We start from the raw sequence: 19,125 nt of genomic DNA, 5'->3' as shown, positions 1-19,125 counted from the left end.
CCACCAGGGATGCCGGGCGGCGGCTTTTTTCGTTTCGAAGTAGACCGACTTGTCCCGGCCGGCCGGATCCCTGATGATCGCGGGCTTCCCCGGTACGAATCCGTCCGACATTCCTGCGGGGATCGGAGCGAAATCGTAACGACTTGGATCGTGATCGTGGGTTGTCGTGGTGGGCAGATGATGGTCAATCGTTTCAAGCTTCCTGGAACCTGGTTCTGGTTGTCGGGTTCGCTCATCACAGTCGTGGCCGCGGTATCCATCCTGATGAACGCGGATCGATCGTCGCCCCCTCGATACGACGGTGCGAGCTATGCCGTTCTCGGGCGAGCGTTGGCCGAGGGGCAGGGATATCGAGATGTTTTTGCCCCGGAGCCGGCCCGCCATACGCACTTTCCTCCGGGATATCCACTGGGTCTGGCTTCCTTGTGGCGATTCCTGGAACCCTCCTCCGAGTCGGCTCACATCTTTTCGGTTGCGTGCACAATCGTGGCCATCTTCCTGGCGTGGTTGTGGTTCCGTTCGATGTACACAAACCGGATCGCACTGGGTGCTGCCCTGGCCCTGGCGATCAACTGGACGTGGGGCCGCACCGGAGGTTTGATCCTGTCCGAGCCTCTCTTTTTCCTGATCGATCAGGCCGCGATTCTCTATGGGGTCAGGGTCGGGCGACGTGGTGGGGTCGGGCGTGGGATGATCCTGGGTGCTCTGCTCGGGCTGGGTGTCCTCACTCGTCATGTCGCCATCACTCTGGTCCTGGCGATGGGAATCGAACTGATCCTCCGGCGGCGGACGGCCAGTTTGTTCGGGATGGGGCTCGCGTCCTTCGTGCTGGTGCTGCCCTGGGTCGTCTGGCTGATGTCGTCGCCCCACCGAAACCAGGCGGGATTGTTCACCGGGGATGGGCTGGCATCGCTCATCGGTCATCAGGCCGTGTTTTATCTCCAACGTCTCCCCGATCAATGGGTTGGACCGATCGTCGAGATCGGGACCGAGGTGGCAAGATCTCCCATCTTGCTGATCGTCGTGAATCTCTGGGCCGTGCTCGCGACCAGCCTGATCGGGTGGGGATGGGTGCGGACCCTGCGTTCGCCGAGGCGTAGGTTGGCCGGCTTGGTCCCGCTGGCGACCCTGCCCCTGCTCCTGATCTGGCCCTTCACCGAGGCGGGGCGATTTCTGATCCCGCTCGTCCCTTGCCTGATCGTGGGGGCCATCGAAGGACTAGCCAGGCCCGCGGCCTGGCTCGGGTTTCGGCGGCCGCGCGCCTGGGCGGCGTTGGTCGTCGTCACCGCTTCCCTTCCCTATCCTGCCTATGCGATCATTGCGGGTCGAGCCGAGGCCCGTCGCCTGGCCGATCGACCATTCGACGAGGCGTGCCGCTGGATTTCCCGGCATGGGGGGCGTCCCGGCCCCGTGCTTTCCATGCACCCGGCCGAGGTCTACTGGACGACCGGGCGTGTCGGCCTGGGCGTCAACCCGGATGATCCCGAGGAAGCGGCCCGTTCGATCGATCGGCTGGGCGTGGCCTACCTGCTGATCGATGACAACCGTTATGCTCGATCGCCGGCCAATCCCATTGCGCAGTTCATCGAACGCCATCCCGATCGGGTCCGCCAGGTCTGGCGGCGAGACGCGGGCGCGAGTTCGGTTTGCATCTATGAGGTCATCCCGGAATTGGAAAACGCCGCCCCGTGAATTGTCGTGGGGGAGATTCCGGTCAACTCGTCGGGGCGATCGGATCGGATCCGACGCCTCTATCGTTGGGGGCTCGCCCCGTCGCTCTCCGATAGCCCCTGTGTCCGCCCCTCTCAGGAGCATGACCCGATGTCCGATCCGATGTTCGCTCGATCCAGCCGGCGTGCCTTTCTTGGCGTTGCGGCCTCGGTCGCTCTCACGGCACGCGGGGCATTCGCCGATGAGTTGATGCGGACCCCGAAGATGACCGAGGGGCCGTTCTATCCCGACAAACTGCCGCTCGACACCGACAACGACCTGATCGTGGTCAACGACTCGCTGACCCCGGCCGTCGGGGAGATCACCCATCTGTCGGGCCGCCTGCTCGACGCCAAGGGGGACCCGCTGCGGAACGCCGTGATCGAGATCTGGCAGGTGGACAACGCCGGGGCGTACATCCACTCCAAGGACCCCAACCACGGCAAGCACGACGGGAACTTCCAGGGATTCGGCCGATTCCTGACCGGCTCGTCGGGGGAATACTACTTCCGGACGATCAAGCCGGTGAGCTATCCGGGACGGACGCCGCACATCCACGTCAAGGTTCGCAAGGGTGGCAAGGAACTGCTGACGACCCAGTTCTATATCAAGGGTCACCCGCAAAACGAACGCGATGGCGTGCTCCGCGGGGTCCGCGATCCCAAGGCCCGGGAGTCGGTCTGCGCCGAGTTCGCCCCCCTGCCCGGCTCGAAGGTGGGAGAACTGGCCGCCCGGGTCGACGTCGTCCTCGGATTCACCCCTGAGGCTTGACGCCCGGGATCACCGCAAGCACCCTGGAGGTCCCAGGTAGCCAAGACCTCCTCATGTGATGACCCCATGAATTCGAACGAGGCGGTTCACGACCGCCTCGGCATCGAAATGCGACCTATACTGGGTTGGGGTTGCTTCGGCCTCGACCGGTTCGGAACCGCGACTCGGGGAGATTTCGACTCGCTATCGAACATTGTTTCGAGCCCGGACGTAACGGGTCGGAGAGGTTCGGGTCGGGGGGGATCTGCCGATGAGGTCGCCGGAATCCTCCCAATATTCCGGCGGTTGAAGGCGAATCGTCTCCCATGAACGCTCCCTGTCTTTTGAGAGATCCCGTCATGATGGGACGCCTGCGATTTCCCTGTCGGAGCGGCACCGCCGAGGCGGTGCTGGATGAAGACGGACGCTGGCATTGCCCCGAGGTCCCCGCCTTGGTCCGCGTCCTCGACACGTTGTACAGCCCGAGGCGCGATGGTGCGGCCGGGGATAGCGCGGTGGCCCGCCACCACCTGGATGCCGCGGCCTCATGGCTGCGTGGCACCGTCGAATAAGCCGGATCTGGCCGTTCCCGCCGGAGGATCCGGGGGTTGACCGCCCGCCACAATGACGCCGGATGGAGGATCGGCCTCCGTCCCGTGAAGGGCGTCGGAGGCCGGTGAGATGAAGGCATATCGGATTGGCGAGTTCGGCGGCGTGGGCGCCCTGCATCGGGACGACGTGCCCGAGCCGAAGCCGGGGCCGGGCGAGGTGGCCATCCGGGTCCGGGCGGTGTCGCTCAATTATCGCGACCTGATGATCGCGCGGGGCCAGTACAGCCCGCACCTGCCCCTCCCGCTGGTGCCGGTGTCCGACGGCGCGGGGCTCGTGGACGAGGTCGGGCCGGGGGTGACGCGGTTCCGCGTCGGCGACCGGGTGGCCGGCTGCTTCATGCCCGACTGGCAGGCCGGGCCGATCGATGATGAATCGTCGAAGACCGCACTGGGCGCGGGCGGGGTCGGGATGCTCGCCGAACGCGCGGTGTTGCCCGAGGGCGGGGTCGTGGCCACGCCCGAGCACCTGAGCGACGAGGAGGCCGCCACCCTGCCCTGCGCCGCTGTCACGGCCTGGCACGCGCTGGTCGACTCGGGCGGGATCAAGCCCGGAGACTCGGTGCTGGTCCAGGGGACCGGCGGCGTCTCCGTGTTCGCCCTCCAGTTCGCCCGGGCGGCCGGGGCCCGCGTGATCGCCACCTCCAGCAGCGACGAGAAGCTGGCTCGGGTCCTGTCGCTGGGGGCCTCGGACGGGATCAACTACCGGACGACGCCCGACTGGGAGAAGTCGGTGCGCGAGCTGACCGGCGGCCGGGGCGTCGACCACATCGTCGAGGTCGGCGGCGCGGGCACCCTGCCCCGCTCGATCAAGGCGGTGCGCTCGGGCGGCCACATCGCCCTGATCGGCGTGCTGACCGGCGGCGAGATCGACCCCCGCCCCCTGCTGATGCGGAGCATCCGCCTCCAGGGGATCTTCGTCGGCTCCCGGGTCATGTTCGAGAGTATGAACCGCGCCATCGTCGCCAACCAGATCCGCCCGGTCATCGACCGCGTCTTCCCGTTCGACCAGGCCCCGGCCGCCTATGCCCACCTGGAAAGCGGCTCGCACTTCGGCAAGGTGGTGATCACGATCTGAGGGAGCCGAAGCCGCACGACCTCGCGCAATCGGGCGGGCCGACGGACTTCGCCGGCCCAACGCCCGCGGCTGCGGCGGGCTATTTGAGGCGAGCGGTCCCGAACGTGCTGAGGTCCAGGACGGCCGGGGCGACCCGAGCGACGAAGGTCGATCGTGGCCGTCGTGAACGCGTGGATCGCCGGGTCTTCCTCGGCGTTCACCGGCCGTCCGTGATGTTCGTAGCGAGGGAAGGCGATGGGCAACGATCCTGAGACGCCGGAGGACCCTCGCGTCCGGTTCGCGGCCGAGCGCACGTTGCTGGCCTGGATCCGGACCGGGCTGGCGATGATGGGGTTCGGGTTCGTCGTCGCCCGGTTCGGCCTGTTCCTCCGGGAGATGGCGGCTACCGGCCGGGTGGCCACGGCGAATCCGTCGGGCCTATCGTTCTGGATCGGCACGGGTCTGGTGATCTTCGGCGTCGCGGTGAACGTGATGGCGGCCATCGAGCACGCCCGGGTGCTGGGCGGGATCGGGCGGGGCGAGCCGTATCGGCCGCCCAGGCTGTCGCTCGGGATCGTGGTGGCGGCCGGCCTGTCGCTCCTCGGGCTGGCGATGGTCGTCTACCTTGCGAGGCTGTCCGTCTGAAGGGCTGCGCCCGATCGCCCGAGGTCGGGAGGCGCCGATCGATCGGACGGCCATCGCGCCGGGGGGGCCTTCGGGACCTCGGCCACGCGGAAGTGAGCGGGGGCGTTTTTCGCAGGGCCGACGATGAGCTTCGATGGCCGAAGCCCGGGGGATCGAATGACCGATCGCCGCCCTGGAAATGTGGCCCGATCTCGCATCATCATCGGGGACGCGTCTCGAACGCCGGCGGAGGATCGACCCGGGATGGTGGATCCGGGTGATCTCGTCGGCGGCGAAACGAAGCCAACTCGGGACCCGGGTCGGGCCCGGAGGTGAATCCCAAACGAAGCCAACTCGGGACCCGGGTCGGACCCACAGGTGAATCCCAAACGAAGCCAACGACGGACCCGGGCGATCGTCCGAAGGGCGGGATTTCGCCTGCAACGTGCTGATCGAACAGGGTCGCGGATCAGTCGGCCGGGAGGGAGTCGAACTCCGCCCGCAGTTTGGCGCCGGCTTCGGGGCGGGCCATGCCGACGAAGGCGATCTTGCCCAGGAGGTAGGCGCGGAAGTCGGGGTGGCCGTCGCGGTTCTGGGCGGCGAGGCCCTCGGTGCGGGCGCGGTGGAGGATGGCGCGGAGGCGGCGGACCTCGTCGCGGGGGACGCCGGGGCGGTCGTTGACGACGAGGCCGGTGACCGTCTGGGCGGCGTTGCGGCGGAGGACGCGGGTCTTCGCCTCGTTGACCCGGAACCCCTCGGCCGAGGCCAGGTGGCGGACCCGGGCCAGGAGGTAGCCGACCCGGGGGTCGAGGTCGGGCCCGCCGGAGAAGGTGAGGTCGTCGGCGTATCGGGTGTAAGTTGCGCCCAGTTTGGCGGAGAGCCCGGCCAGGCGGTGGTCGAGCCGGCGGGCGACCTGATTGGACAGGCCGGGGCTGGTGCAGGCGCCCTGTGGCAGGCCGCGCGGGCCGGTCGCGACGTGGTAGGTCGTGCCGTCGTAGGTGACCGTTCGCCGGGGGCACTCGGTGCAGAGCAGGGCCAAAATCGTGGCCACGGCCGGCGAGTACCCGGCACGCTGGAACACCGAGCGGACCCGGGGGAAGCCGATGCTCGGGAAGAAGGCTTCGAGGTCGAGGTTGGCCACCACCGCCTTTCCGGCGTGCGGCAGGGCGTTGGAGAGGATGCTCCGGCCGGGGGCGAAGCCGTGGGCCTCGGCCTCGACCGGCATCCGGGCCACGATCCGTTCCAGGATCCAGCGCTGGGCCAGGGCGAGGGTGGTATGGGGTGCGAGCAGTGATCGGGTCCCGCCCGACCGCTTGGGGACCGCGAAGCCTACGTAGTGGACGCGGGTGGCGGCCTCCGCGTGGAAGGCGAGCCAGCGGAGCCGGGGGACCGGCAGGCCGAGGGCCTCGGCCAGGTCGGCCGGGGTCTGGAGCGCGGGCATCCCCCGGGCTTCGAGGGCGGCGAGATCGCTGGTCCGGTCGTTCAGGCGGCCCGACACGCCCCGGCCCAGGTAGACGATGTCGGTGGCGTGGCGGTGGGCGACCTTCTCGGCGTGGAGCCGGCGGCGCTCGGCGACCTCGGCCTTCTTCGCCGCCTTGATCCGGGCCCGTTCGGCGCGGTCGGCCGCCACGGCCTCGTCGCCGGACCGCCCGGCGCGGGCTTCGGCGGCCTCGGAAGCCTCGCGAACGCGTTCCATCCGCGCGCCGACCTCGTGGATCTCCCGCAGCTGTTCGGGCGTGAGCAGCCCCTGGCCGATCATGCCCCGGTCGATCAGGAGGGTCCGGGGGTCGGTGGTGGGCGGGATCCGGTCGGTCCGGCCGAACCAAACGTTGAACCGGAAATCCGGCCCGCCGGCCTGGGCCTGTTGGGCCAGCTCTGCCGGCGAGGCCGGGAGGAAGTCGCCGGCATCCAGGCCGAGCGTCCTGGGGGCGTCGATGATCGGCGTCGGCGCGGGCGGCGGTCCCGCCGGGGTGCTCGGTCGGGCGGCCGGGGCCGCCGGGGCGGGCTTGGGGGCCGCGGGGATCGGTTTGGCGGGCTCGGGGGCCCGGGGTGCCGCGCCCAGGACGCGTCGGACCAGATCAGCGAGGAAACCCATGCACGCCGCCCCGCTCCGTCGGGGTCGCGAGGGCCGACCCGGGATCGATCCTGTGAGAATCCCTCGTCACGCCGCAAGGGCGAGGAAACAGGCGGGCCGGCCCGACTTCGAAGCGTCGACCAGGGTCGTTCACAGAGTCCCCGTCCGCACTATCGGACGGGGGAACCTCGTTGCCTCAGCCCCGTCGATAGTGCGGACGGGGACAAAAGAACAACGGCCCTGGGGAAGCGAACGGGAGGGCGATTGCGACCGCGGCGGAACGCCGCAGCAAGGTGGTCTCGGGCCCGGCCCGCCCCGTCTCGACCCCGACTTTCCCCGATCGACCCCGCGAAGTCAAGAAGCTCAGTTCCAGAGCGACGCGAACCAGGCCGCCAGGCCGGCCGGGGCGGCATCGGCCGGGGTCGAGGCCTTGAGGCGGAGGGCTTGCAGGTGGCGGCACGGGCCTCGGCGGAGGCCGCCGGTGAAGTGGTGCGAGCACGAGCATTTGCCGCCGACCATCCGGCCGTCGGCGTCCAGCAGCAGGGAGATCGGGCGGTGGTAATCGAGCCCTTCCAGGACGCGGAGGCCGTCGGGCCGGGTCTCGTCCTTCGTCACGCGGATGCCCTGGGTGGCGGTCATCGAGCGGGCGGCGACGGTCTCCGGGTCCTCGGGGCCGATCAGCTCGGCGGACAGGGCCACCGGCATGACCTGGCGCCAGCGGTAGGCCCCGGCGTGGAGGTCGTAGATCACCTGCCCCATCAGCGCCAGGGTGTTGAGCGCGGCGGCGACCACCGGCGCGGGGTCGCCGGTCCGGGCCACGATCCGGTCCAGGCTCTGGGCCGGGGCATCGCCGAACGAGGCGGCGACCCGGGCCACGGCGAGCGGATCCGGGTCGGCCGGCGGGGCGAGCTGGGCCAGCGCCGATGCCCCGGTCCAGTCGTTGGCGGTCCAGCCCGACAGGCCGAGCAACAGCCGCATCTCCCCCATCCGGACCGACCAGAAGCTGGGCAGGCCGGTCCCCAGGAGGTCCACCTCCGCGTCGTCCAGCAAAGGCAGGAGCCGGGCCAGGACCAGCAGGCGGTCGCGTCCCCAGGTACGGATCACCTCGGATTTCGGGCCGTCGTAGGGGCGGTCATGGAGGGCGATCCGCTTCTCCCACGGCTCCAGGACGACCGAAGGCGGGCGGCCCGGCTCCAGCTCGAACCGGAGGGCCCGGGGCGACTTCGCGGCCCGGTTCCGCTTCAGGAAGGCCAGGATGTTGTACAGCCCCTCGCGGCCGACCCGGACCCGGCGGGTGGGCAGGGCCATGGCCGACTGGAGCTGGAGGAAGCCCCGGAGCCAGCTCGGGGGCAGCGGGATCTTCTCCTCGCGGTAGCCCTCCCCCTGCCCCGTGGTCGCGACCTCGAAGCCGCCCGGGTCGATCAGGAACCGGGTCTCGCGGTAGCTCCGGAGTTCCTGGAAGTGCTCGTACAGGGCCCACGAGTAGTCGACGTTGGTGGTCCCCTCGGCCACGTCGCGGGCGGGGCCGAAGCCCTCGCGGTCGACGGTCAGGCAGCCGTAGCTGCTCTCATCGGCGCTGAAGCACTCGAAGAACAGGACGTCGGGGGCCACCGTGACCACCGGGTCGCAGGGCATCAGGAGCCGCCACAACCTGGGGTTGTTGCGGCTCAGGTGGTCGGAATAGGCCCGCCGGGCCTTCCAGTACTGGGCCCGCTTCTGCCGGAACTCCCCCTCCAGCAAGGCCAGTTCGGGGTTGGCCTCGGCGTGCGCGGCGCGGGCCTGGGCGGTGACCTGGCGACGGAGCCGCTCTTCGCGGTCCGCCTCGGAGCGGCGGTGGGCGTTGCGGGCCGATCGGTCCCGCGGCCCGCGGCGGAGGTCGCCGATCACCACGTCGTGCAGCGCCCCGATCGCCTCCCGGAAGCGCAAGGGATGGCGCAGGGCGGCGTCGAACGCCACCCGGTCGCGGCGAAGGTTGGGGGCCAGCGACACGGCCAACCCGGCCGGGGTTGCGACCACGGCACTTCGGCCTTGATAAGCGACTGCCAGATCCATCGACCACCTCATCCCTGTTTTCGATCAGGACCAGGCCAGTTCCGGGAACGACGACCGGGCCAGGGGCTCGACCCCGGGCTTCTTCTCGACCAGCTGGACGACCGCCGCCAGCCCCGCCCGACGTTCCGGGCCCCGCACCGATCGGAGGGCCACGCCCAGCAAGGGGAGCAGGTCCGGAGCGGCGTCGGGGTTGCGGCGCAGGGCCTGGACGATCTGCCGGACCGCGACCGGCTTGGCCCGGTTCCCCCGGTGGACGTTCAGGAGGACCGATGCCCACATCGGCCGCAGCGATCCCGGGTCGAGGCCGAGTCGGGACGGGTCCCCTCCGCCCGCCCTTTTCTCCAGGTCGGCGAGCAGGGCGATCCGGACGTCGTCATGTGGCGTCTCGGCGAGCTTCCGCCAGATCCCGACGTCCTGATGGAGCGTCGGATCGGCGAGGAACCACCGCCATCCCTCGGCCCGGGCGTCGGCGTGGCGGCTGTCCAGGAACCGCAGGGCCCGGTCGGCGCGATGCTCGGGCAGGCGGGCCAGGCTTTCGCGGAGCCACGCCAGGATCTCGACGCGGGCCGAAGGGCATTCGGCCTCCAGCAGGCGGGTCAGGAGCGCATCGGCCGCGGGCTCGCCGAGGGGGCGAGCGCGGAGCCAGTCCAGGCCCAGCCGGGCCAGCGGGGCCGGGCGTCGCGAGGCCAGTTCGGCGGCCTGCTCGGCGGAGACGTCCTGGGGGCGGACGTGGCGGCGGACCAGGTCGCACAGGAGGTCGAGCGAGTCCGGGCTGGTGGAGACGACCAGTTCCAGCCAGCGGTCGAAGCCCAGGGCGTCCAGCCCGTCCACCCCGCCCAGCCACTCCGCCGCCAGGGCCACGACGTCGGGGTCGGCGTGGCCGAGCAGGTCGATCCGCTCGGCCACCGGCCAGGCCGCCGCGACCCCGTCCGGATGCTCGCGGATCCGCCGGATCGCCCACTGGCGGACGGTCCGGCTTGGGGCCCGGCCCAGCAGGTCGACGACCGCCCGGGGCGCCTCGTCCCAAAGGGCCGCGAAGGCCGGCGCCGGGGCGAGGTCGGCCAGCGATCGCCCCTCGGCCGGGGCCCAGCCGCTCGCCCCCGCGACGAGGGCCGGGCTGTCGTGGAACAGGATGTGGACCAGCCCCCAGTTGTCCAGCAGCGCCAGCCCGTCGGGCGCATCCTCATCCCGGTACTGGAGAAGCGCCTCGCGGGCCGCCGCGACGTACCGGCCCGGCTGCTGCCGGCCCAGGTTGCGGAGGTAGCGCCAGGAACGCCTTCGGAGGTACTTCCGGGTCGAGACCGAGAACAGGCGGAAGCGGTCGGCCCAGTCCGGCACGGCGGGGGGGATCGGGTTGGGGGCGTCGGGCGGGACCAGCCGTCGTGCCTGCGCATCCCAGCGGCTCACCCCGCCCTTCCGGTCGCGCGGCATGTCGGTGCCGCGGGGCTGGACGATGACCTCGTCGGGCCAGTAGCCCAGGATCTGGACGATCCCGCCCGGGCGGGGCTGGTGCATGCCGAGCAGACGGAATCCCCGGGGTTTCCACTCCGCCAGCAGGGCGTCGGCCTCGGCCCGGTTGGCCACCCTCCGGTTCTCGTGGCGGGCTTTCTTGCGGCGGGACCGGCGAATCGAGCGGTCGAACAGGACCAGGAACCGGGCCATGGTCGCGTCGTCGCGGGCGACCTCGGCGAGTTTGAACAGCCGCTTGACCAGCCCCTCGTGGCGGAACGCGTTCAGCGGCCGGCCGAGGTAGTCGTGCAGCAGCCGACGCGCCGCCGGCCGGTCATCCTGATACCAGCCCAGGGCGAAGTCCGCCAGTGCGTCGGCGTCGTGGATGCCCCGCAGGACGTCCACGAACCCGGGATCGCCCCGGTCGAGCAGGTCCCACGGCATCGCGGGGTTGCGTTCCGATCCGGCCCGTTCGTCGCTCATCCCGCCCTGCCCCCTCGATCCGTCTCGCCCTGATCCCGCTCCCTCTCGCCCCGATCCTAGCGTCCCCACCGGAAAAGGGGTACAGGCATCTCCCTCTCTTGCAACAGGCCCGACGATCGGGGCATGGCACGCCATCCTGAAATGGTCGCCCCCTTCGAGGGAACGTCCCGGAGCCACCTGCTCATCTTCCGGCCATCCGGGAATGCGGAGATTGCCCGGCGCATTCTCCGCAAAACCGCGGAGAATCAGGTTTCCTACGGCTAAATCGATGCGTACAATCCACGCAGTGCCTGCGGAGAATGACGTTGTATATCCACCAAAACGACCGTTGGCCTGACTTCTCCTGGAACGACGAGACATTGGCGGCCCCGCTCGCGGCGGTGCGACACCGGCAGGGTCGCCTCGTCGGCCGGATGGAGGCGTTGGGTTTTCGGCTCCGCGAGGAGGCCGTCCTCGATACCCTGACCCGGGACGTGCTCAAGACGAGCGAGATCGAGGGGGAGACCCTCGACCCGGAGCAGGTCCGGTCTTCCCTGGCCCGCCGCCTGGGCGTGGACATCGGCGCGCTCAAGCCCGCCGATCGGGACGTGGAGGGGGTGGTCGAGATGATGCTCGACGCCACGCGGCATTACGACCGGCCCCTGACCGAGGGGCGGCTCTTCGACTGGCACGCGGCACTGTTCCCGACCGGGAGGAGCGGCCTGCACCCGATCCGGGTCGGGGCCTGGCGCGACGACGCCTCCGGGCCGATGCGGGTCCTCTCGGGCCGGATCGGCAACGAGCGGGTCCATTTCGAGGCCCCGGCCGCGGGCCGACTCCCGGACGAGATGGCCGTCTTCCTGGCCTGGTTCAACCGACCGCCGACGACGGACCCGGTCCTCAAGGCGGCCCTGGCCCACCTCTGGTTCGTGACCATCCACCCGTTCGACGACGGCAACGGCCGGATCGCCCGCGCCATCGCCGACATGGCCCTGGCCCGCTCCGAGGGGAGCCCCGACCGGTTCTACAGCATGTCGGCCCAAATCCGGGCCGAATGCGACGATTACTACCGCACCCTGGAGGCGACCCAGAAAGGGACGCTCGACGTCTCCCGCTGGATGGCCTGGTTCCTCGGCTGCCTGGGCCGAGCGTTCGAGGGGACCGAGGTGACACTGGCCCGAGTCCTGCGAAAGGCCCGCTTCTGGGACTCCCTCTCGGGCGCATCGATCAACGAACGCCAGCGCAAGGTCCTCAACCGCCTGCTGGACGGGTTCGAGGGCCATCTCACCTCATCCAAGTGGGCGAAGCTCGCCAAATGCTCCCAGGACACCGCCCATCGCGACATCATCGACCTCGTCGGGCGGGGCGTCCTGGCGAAGGCCAGCGCCGGCGGCCGGAGCACGCATTACCTTCTGATCGATCGCGACGCAGGAGCATAGTTAAAATTCGAGTCGTCTGGGTCGGGGCCCAGCACCAATTGGCCGAATGCTGTCACGCCGGGTTACACGCCGGAACGCACCTTGGATATGAGGGACTGGCCGTCCGGGTCGAACCAGAGTTCCATGCTCTGGTATGTCCTGGCCCAGCCGGGCCTGTCGGAGGCCTTCAACCATGCCGCGATGGACGGAAGGCCCTCCTCCCGGAGCAAGCGGTTGGCCAGCGGCCTGAACTCGGACAGCACCGGGTAGACCTCCAACTCCCATTTTTCTCCATACCAGCCCCGCTGCACCATGAAGTCCGCCCCGCTGAGGCCGGGCTTGCGGGCGGGCTGGTACACGGCCGCCATGACCCGATAGGGCAAACACTCGGCGAGAAGGCGGCGGAACTCCGAGTCGGGCCAGACGGCTGCGCTCCAGAATGCCACGGAGAGGGCCTCGAAATGGGGCGCTCCGGCCAACGCATCGGTGATGATCCCGGCACCGACGGGGTATGAGAGGTGGTGCGGCAGTTTCGCTTTGGATCGCGTCGGGATCATCGCACTCGCCCGGGGCAAAGGTTGAGTTTCCCGTGCGTCAACTTGTGGCCGATGGCGGCGCGGGGCGGCGGAGGATGCGGCGGAGGGCGAGGGCCCAGGCGATGATCTGGGCGAGGGGGGCGAGCCACCAGATCGGCTCGTGGACGATGCGGAGCAGGATGAAGGCCCAGGTGCCCAGGGTGAGCAGGGCCCCGACGAGGCCGACCCAGAGGGCGATCCGGCGATAGCGGCGGTCGTCGGCCTCGGCCTGGGCGGTCCAGGTGGTGGCGGCGTGGTCGGCCACGATCCGCGCGCGGGGGCCGCGGAACAGGCCGGCGGAGAAGGCCTGGTCGTCGGCGCCGACGCCGGTGGCCGTGAGGTAGACGCCCCGGAACAGGGCGGGCTCGCTCTCGCGGTGGGTGGCCAGGGCGGCGTCGAGGATTTTTCGCCACCGCGAGCGGTAGCGGCGGATCTCGTGGTCCAGGACGAACAGGCGACCGTTGCCGTCGGCGTCCAGGGGGTCGCCGGCCATCAGGTTCAGGGCCCAGGCGTGGAACCAGCCGGACAGCCAGACCAGGCCGCGCTGGGAGACGTCGTCGCCCAGCGCATGGTCCCGGGGCACGGCGAAGCCGACGCGCTGCTGGCGGGCCTCGCGGGGCATCCGGCGGATGAACTCGGCGAAGCCGGGGACCGTCTCCATCTCGGGGAACAGGGCGAAGACCGGCGGGCGGACCCGGGTCACGCGCTCGATCGCGTTCAGGTCATCGCGCAGGGCCGAGGCCCAGCGGACCGACTCCCCCGCCGTGGTCCAGCCGGCCGGGAACAGGGCGACCACCCCCCGGATCACCGGGCAATCCCGGTTCTCGGCCAGGAGGAGCCGGCACAGGGCCTCGATCCGCGTCACGCCGTCAGCCTCCTGGGTGCCGAAGGCGGACATGCCCGAGCAGCTGATCAGCAGGGCGTCCTGGGTGGCGAAGGCGTGGATCGGCGCGTCGGTCTCCGGGGCCTGGACGAACAGGGGGAGGCCCGCCGACCGCACCAGCGCCGCCGCCCAGTCCTCGTGAGGGGCGATCAGGAGGATCACGTTCCGGGCGCCCGGGTCGATCTGCGCCTGGCTCAGGCGGATCCGGATCTGCCGCCACGCCTCCTCCAACTCCGGATAGCGGGCCGGGCCGGTGGCCAGGTCGGCCGGGTCGATCTCCGCACCGCCGGGCGCGGCGGCCCGCGCCCGGCGGATCGCCCGCGCCAGGAGCCAGGCGAAGGCGAACACGCCCAGGATCAGGGCGTAGATCCAGGCCCAGAAGTGGTCCGCGATCGCCGGCGGCAGCGAGCGGTCCAAAAAGGCGTTGGGGTCCGTCCTGCGCGGCAGGACGAACAGGAACAGGACGCCCAGCGCGACCAGCACCGCGGCCGCCAGGAAGGTCCAGAACCAGCGTTTCGCCCAGGAGATCACGGGAGGCACCGGGGGGTCGGGGGTTGCGGCGGTCCGGTCAGGGCGTCGCGCCGTCGTCGGTCAGGAGGTCCAAAAAGGCCTGCGCGTGGAAGCGGTGGCCCCAGTCGTTGGGGTGGTTGACCCCGTTGCCCGTGAGGTCGATGAACCGCTTGCGGGCCAGGATCTCGCCGTAGAGCGTGGTCAGGTCGAGCAGGGCGATGTGGTCGCCCCGCAGCCGGGAGAGGGCCTCGAGGAAGCGCGGGAACTGGTCGGCGGGGGTGTGGACCCAGTCGGGGTTGCCCCGGCTGGTCGCCACCAGGATGAAGTCCGTTTCCGGGGCCCGGGCCCGCACGGCCTCGATGACCCGGCGCACGCCGTCCTCGTACTTGGCCGTATCGTGCGAGGCCACGTCGTTCATCCCGTAGGCGACGATGACCAGGTCGGGCCGGGCCGCGACCACCGCGTCGATCGACGACATCGCCCCGGCGACGGTCGCCCCGCCCACCGACACGTTGGTCAGTTGCACCCGTGCGCCATACTTCGCCTCCAGCCCGGCGGCGAGCAGTTCCGGGTAGGCGGGCTGGTGCGGGGGCAGCTCCTTGCGCGACGCGTTGGCCCCGGTGGAGATGCTGTCGCCGGTGACGACGAGGTTGAACTCCCCCTTCGCCTTGAGCTTGGCGATCGCCCGGGCCAGGGCCGCGTCGGGGTGGGCGGGCCGGATGCCGGGCCAGGCCTCGTCGGCGTCGTAGTCGACCTCCACCTGCAGGGCGTGGAACCCGTTCTCCTGATAGCGGATCCAGGTCCCGGGATCGCCGAGCTTGTGCGGGATGGAGCCGGGCGACCGGGGGGGCTTGGTCAGTTCGGAGCGGTCGAGGCGGGGGATCCGCGAGCCCTCGGTCGCGACCAGCCGGCGCCCCGGGGCGTCGATCGTGTAGTCGCGGCCGGCCTCGTAGACCTCGCCGGTCTGGGCGTTGCGCACCCGGCGGACCGTCGCCGGCCGGAGCAGCAGCGTCCCGTCGGCCGTCGCCCGGTCCGGCTCCTTGAGGAACAGCACCGACTCGCCGAATTGCGTCCTGGACCGCCAGAACGGCGAACTCAGGTGGGACTCATCGAGAGGGTAGCCGCCGAGATGCTCCCCGGCCTCGCTCCGGATCGGGGCCATCAGCGTGAAGAGCGTCAAGATTAGCGTCCTGGGCGTCGCGTGGCGTCGAGGTTGGGGCATCGGGCGAAACATCTCCGCGAGATGGTTGTCAGAGGGACGTATGGACGGCGACGATCAGCCCCGCCAGGGTGGCGAGGACGGTGGCCGAGACCAGGATGCTGACCGCCAGCAGGATCGACTGGCCCGGCAACGGGGCCAGCGGCTCGCGGGGCACGGCGTCGTCGGGGAGGAACCGGTCCGGGAACGGGCTGCCGGCGGCGATCCTCTGGTAGACCCGATCCACCCAGGCCAGGTACGCCGGGTGGTCGAACGCATACCGGCCCTGGAAGCCGAGCGCGGCGCACAGGAAGAAGACCTCCAGCGGGTCGGTCCCGGCCAGCCGTTCGGCCTCGTGGGCCTTCTCGTAGAACAGCTCGCCCCCCTCCCACTTCCCGTAGATCTCGAATTCGAGGATCCGCTCCTTCCACTCCCCCGCATGCGCCCAGCGCGAGGTGAGCATGACCTCGTCGATCCAGTAGACCAGGGCGCACCTGGCCAGGGCGAAGTCGTGGGCGAGCTGGGTTGACGATCGCGACTTCCCGTCGGCCTCGTCGAGATCCGCGAGGATCGCCGCCCGCTCGGCCTCCAGCGGGGGATTCTCGCCCGCCTCGACCCGGGCCCGGAAATCGACCAGCCGGCGGATCACCGGGAAGACCAGGTTGGCGAACGATTCGGTCATGAGGTGGGGGGCCGGCCGGGGGAAAGAAGCTCGATTTAGATGATGTAGAGGGCGAACTGGAGGTTGGTCGCCTTGCCGGCCGGGGAGGTAACGGCGAGCATCTGGTCCCCCTGGAAGGCGGCCCGGTTCAGGTTCATGCGGATGCCCAGGGTGTAGGTGTCGCCGACGTCCTTCCAGAAGATCGGGTCGCGCTCCACCTGGAAGTAGACGACCCCCTGCCCGGCCGGCAGCTCGCGCGGCGGGCGGGTGACGGGCAGGAGCCGGAGCCCGCGGAGCCTCCGGAGGAAGATCTGCTCGGCCTGGGCGCCGCTGCCCAGCTTCAGCTCCATCGCCCCCAGCAGGTCCTGGCATTCCTGGTCGGACAGGTCGGTCTCCACGCCCAGGTAGAGCCGCTTCGTCTCGATCAGCCATTCCGGCTCCAGGGCGACCTGGAGGCGTTCGCCGACGCGGAGGAAGTAACGCTTCTCGAACGCCTGGCGTGACACGTCGCCCAGGCGGTCCTGGATCTCGCGGATCGCCAGGGCGAAGCAGCCGCCGATGTCCTCGTGGTCGTAGGACGGCAGGTCGGGCGGGCGCCGGTTGTCGGAGAACAGGGCGAGCTGGCCGACCAGGCGGCACAGCTCCTGGTAGATCCCCAGCGGGGCCAGCCCCGGCACGAAGACGGTGGCCGCCATGAAGCCCGACGCCCCGTTGAGCACCGCCAGCTTGAGCAGGCGCTCGGCGTCGCCGGGGACCTGGCTGTCGAACGAGATCTTGCGGTCGACGAGCTGCGCGGCCATCCGCTTGATGTGGGCGTCGATCCGCGAGTGGAGCGACTGGACCTCGCGCCAGAGCGGGGGCCACGCATCCAGGCAGATCAAGGGGGGGACATACGACGCCACCAGCCGCGGCGGCGCCCCGGCCTGCGCCGAGCGTTCGACCCGGGCCAGGGGCAACACCTCGTAGCCGGTGGTGTCCTGGGTGGAGAGGAGCAGCCGGGCGCGGAGGCGGCGGACCTGGATCGGCTCCTCGCCGGCGCCGGTGTTCTCGTCGCGGCATTCCTGCTCGTCGACCCAGAACCGGGGGCCGTCGGCGGTCGGGGCCTCCTGGACGTTGGCGCGGCTGGGCTGGTAGCTCGGGACGGCCAGGTAGATCGTCACCGCGGCCGAGGCCGCCAGCGCCGCCTTCAGCTCGACCGGGTCGACCGACGCCTCGGCGGGGATCGCGACCTTAGTCCCGTCCTTGAACCGGGCCTCGCACGCCAGGAGCCGGGCCGACTCGTTGCCGATGGCGTCCCGGTCGAACTCGACCCGGCGCAGCCCCCAGTTGAACGGGCGGAACCAGTCCTCGGACTCGCGGAGCGACTCGCGCGCGTGGCGGTCGGCGGCCTGGAAGTGGTGGGGACGGAGGAACATCCCCTCGGACCAGTGGACGGACCGGCTCGCCATGATTCGGCTGTCCTCCCCGTGATTCGCCGACGCCCGCCGCGTCGGTGCGATCAGCATACCCGAACCGTCGGCCGTCCCCAAGGGTGGGCCAACCGCCCCGCAAGTTTGATGCGTCACGCGCCGGGAGGGTCATCGACCGTTCCACAACCCGTCTGGGTGGCTGTGGTTGGCTTGCCAACCACGGCGCCGGCGCCAAGATTCCAGGGCGATAACCATCGCGGCATCGGGCCAGGATCATCGACGCCGGCGGATGATGGCCAGGGCGGGCTCGTCGGCGCCGTGGTTGGCAAGCCAACCACAGCCACCCGGAAAAGGCGGAGGCCCTGCGGGATTGATCCGTCCCGCGTCGCGGGTAGAGTGGCCCGGTCGCGATCGAGACCCGACGACCGAACCTCCCGAGATCCAGCCATGAATCGCCGCCGACTCCTCCAGAATGCCGGACTCGTCGGACTTGGGCCCGCGATGGCCCCGTCGCTGCTGGCCGCGGCGGACCCGGCCCCGGTGGGCGAGGCCCCGGCCGTCTACGCGCCGACGGAGACGGGGGCGACGGTGATCTGGCCGGTGGCGGTGCCGTCCCTGGGTTGGGTCGAGTACGGCGAGGTCGGGGTCGAGGCCGAGGGGAAAGGCCGGATCGAGCGCGGCGACGGGTTCGGGTCGATCCCCCACGGCGATCATGCGATCCGGGTCCGCCTCCGCGACCTCAGGCCGGGCGGCAAGTACTGGTATCGCACCCACACGCGGCCGATCCCCGGGACGCCGCGTCCGCCCGAGGGGTTCGGGGTCCGGGTCGGCAAGACGTATCGGCTCGGGCTTTTGGATCCGGGCGCGAAGTCCACCCGGTTCGCCATCTGGAATGACACCCACGACCACCCCGAGACCCTGGCGAAGCTCGGCGAGATGACCCGGGCCGAGCCGTGGGACTTCCTGTTCTGGAACGGGGACGTCAGCAACAACATCAACACCGAGTCGATGATCCCCGGCCTCTACCTCCAGCCCCGGGGCGGGCTCGACCTGGCGCAGGGACCGGCGATCCTGTTCAACCGGGGCAACCACGACGTCCGGGGTCTGGCCGCCAACCGCCTGCCGGGGTACGTCGACTATCCCCACGGCCGCCCCTACTACTCGTTCCGCTCCGGCCCGGTGGGCGCGGTGGTGCTGGACACGGGCGAGGACAAGCCCGACGACCACCCGAGCTTCCTGGGCATGGTCGACTTCGCCAACCTGATCCGCGAGCAGGCCCGCTGGCTCGCCGAGGAGATCGAGAAGCCCCACCTCAAGGACGCCCCCTACCGGGTGGCCTTCTGCCACATCCCCCTGCGCTGGAAGGACGAATCGACGCCCAACTACGCCCTCACCGGCTTCGACCACTTCAGCCTGCGTGGCCGCCAGGCCTGGCACGACGCCCTCGTCCGCTGGGGGGCCCAGATCATCGTCTCGGGCCACACCCACTCGTCCCACCACATGCCGGCGACCGCCGAATTCCCCTACCAGCAACTCATCGGCGGCGGCCCGAAGCTGGACACCAACGCCCGCCTGATCCGCGTCGAGGCCGATGACCGCGCCCTCAACTTCCGGGTCGTCGCCCTCAAGGACGGCCGCGAGACTCTCACCGCCTCGCTCAAGCCCCTGGCATAGATGGAGGAGGT

At 70.5% G+C, this 19,125-nt stretch carries 15 protein-coding genes; 7 read left to right on the top strand and 8 right to left on the bottom strand.

Annotated features, from left to right (window positions below):
- The first annotated feature begins 177 nt into the window (after positions 1–177).
- The 5 genes from TA3x_RS08800 (at position 178) to TA3x_RS08780 (ending at position 4,770) form a co-directional block, all read left to right on the top strand.
- Complete coding sequence (locus TA3x_RS08800; protein WP_435020316.1) at positions 178–1,692, top strand: glycosyltransferase family 39 protein; 1,515 nt, start codon at positions 178–180, stop codon at positions 1,690–1,692.
- A 129-nt stretch (positions 1,693–1,821) separates the two neighbouring features.
- A complete protein-coding gene (locus tag TA3x_RS08795) occupies positions 1,822–2,481 on the top strand; it encodes an intradiol ring-cleavage dioxygenase (RefSeq protein WP_435020314.1) in 660 nt (219 codons plus the stop codon).
- A 338-nt stretch (positions 2,482–2,819) separates the two neighbouring features.
- The gene (locus TA3x_RS08790; RefSeq protein WP_435020312.1) at positions 2,820–3,032 is read left to right on the top strand and encodes a hypothetical protein; all 213 of its coding nucleotides are present in this window, start codon (positions 2,820–2,822) and stop codon (positions 3,030–3,032) included.
- A gap of 109 nt (positions 3,033–3,141) precedes the next feature.
- Positions 3,142–4,146: a zinc-dependent alcohol dehydrogenase family protein gene (locus TA3x_RS08785; RefSeq protein ID WP_435020310.1), complete on the top strand. Its 1,005-nt coding sequence runs from the start codon at positions 3,142–3,144 to the stop codon at positions 4,144–4,146.
- Positions 4,147–4,380: 234 nt separating this feature from the next.
- Positions 4,381–4,770, top strand: a complete 390-nt coding sequence (locus tag TA3x_RS08780) for a YidH family protein (RefSeq protein WP_435020308.1) — start codon at positions 4,381–4,383, stop codon at positions 4,768–4,770.
- Positions 4,771–5,218: 448 nt separating this feature from the next.
- Here TA3x_RS08780 and TA3x_RS08775 read toward each other — a convergent pair whose 3' ends face one another.
- The 3 genes from TA3x_RS08775 to TA3x_RS08765 form a co-directional block, all read right to left on the bottom strand.
- Entirely contained in the window at positions 5,219–6,844 is a 1,626-nt protein-coding gene (locus tag TA3x_RS08775; protein WP_435020306.1) for a reverse transcriptase family protein, read from the bottom strand.
- Between the two features lie 342 nt (positions 6,845–7,186).
- Entirely contained in the window at positions 7,187–8,875 is a 1,689-nt protein-coding gene (locus TA3x_RS08770; protein ID WP_435020304.1) for a hypothetical protein, read from the bottom strand.
- A gap of 24 nt (positions 8,876–8,899) precedes the next feature.
- Positions 8,900–10,807 (bottom strand): hypothetical protein, encoded by a 1,908-nt coding sequence (locus TA3x_RS08765; protein WP_435020302.1) that lies wholly within the window; start codon positions 10,805–10,807, stop codon positions 8,900–8,902.
- 299 nt (positions 10,808–11,106) lie between these two features.
- On the opposite strand from TA3x_RS08765, the gene TA3x_RS08760 reads away from it, so the two are divergent.
- Positions 11,107–12,225 carry a Fic family protein gene (locus tag TA3x_RS08760; protein ID WP_435020300.1) on the top strand — a complete coding sequence of 373 codons (1,119 nt, stop codon included), beginning with the start codon at positions 11,107–11,109 and terminating at the stop codon, positions 12,223–12,225.
- A gap of 62 nt (positions 12,226–12,287) precedes the next feature.
- Here TA3x_RS08760 and TA3x_RS08755 read toward each other — a convergent pair whose 3' ends face one another.
- The 5 genes from TA3x_RS08755 to tssK form a co-directional block, all read right to left on the bottom strand.
- Positions 12,288–12,650 carry a hypothetical protein gene (locus TA3x_RS08755; RefSeq protein ID WP_435020298.1) on the bottom strand — a complete coding sequence of 121 codons (363 nt, stop codon included), beginning with the start codon at positions 12,648–12,650 and terminating at the stop codon, positions 12,288–12,290.
- A 148-nt stretch (positions 12,651–12,798) separates the two neighbouring features.
- Positions 12,799–14,193 (bottom strand): type VI secretion protein IcmF/TssM N-terminal domain-containing protein, encoded by a 1,395-nt coding sequence (locus tag TA3x_RS08750; protein ID WP_435020296.1) that lies wholly within the window; start codon positions 14,191–14,193, stop codon positions 12,799–12,801.
- Positions 14,194–14,230: 37 nt separating this feature from the next.
- Positions 14,231–15,394 carry an SGNH/GDSL hydrolase family protein gene (locus TA3x_RS08745; protein ID WP_435020294.1) on the bottom strand — a complete coding sequence of 388 codons (1,164 nt, stop codon included), beginning with the start codon at positions 15,392–15,394 and terminating at the stop codon, positions 14,231–14,233.
- Positions 15,395–15,422: 28 nt separating this feature from the next.
- A complete protein-coding gene (locus tag TA3x_RS08740) occupies positions 15,423–16,052 on the bottom strand; it encodes a DotU family type IV/VI secretion system protein (protein WP_435020292.1) in 630 nt (209 codons plus the stop codon).
- A gap of 35 nt (positions 16,053–16,087) precedes the next feature.
- On the bottom strand, positions 16,088–17,479 hold the full coding sequence (gene tssK / locus TA3x_RS08735; RefSeq protein ID WP_435020290.1) for a type VI secretion system baseplate subunit TssK: 1,392 nt from the start codon (positions 17,477–17,479) through the stop codon (positions 16,088–16,090).
- Positions 17,480–17,887: 408 nt separating this feature from the next.
- Here tssK and TA3x_RS08730 point away from each other — a divergent pair, with 408 nt between their 5' ends.
- Positions 17,888–19,114, top strand: a complete 1,227-nt coding sequence (locus tag TA3x_RS08730) for a metallophosphoesterase (protein ID WP_435020288.1) — start codon at positions 17,888–17,890, stop codon at positions 19,112–19,114.
- Positions 19,115–19,125 lie beyond the last annotated feature (11 nt).

The sequence above is a fragment of the Tundrisphaera macrotermitis genome (genome assembly GCF_051175315.1).
Classification (GTDB): Bacteria; Planctomycetota; Planctomycetia; order Isosphaerales; family Isosphaeraceae; genus Tundrisphaera.
Note: the sequence above shows the minus strand (reverse complement) of the source record. Positions and strands in the feature narration are given on the sequence as shown.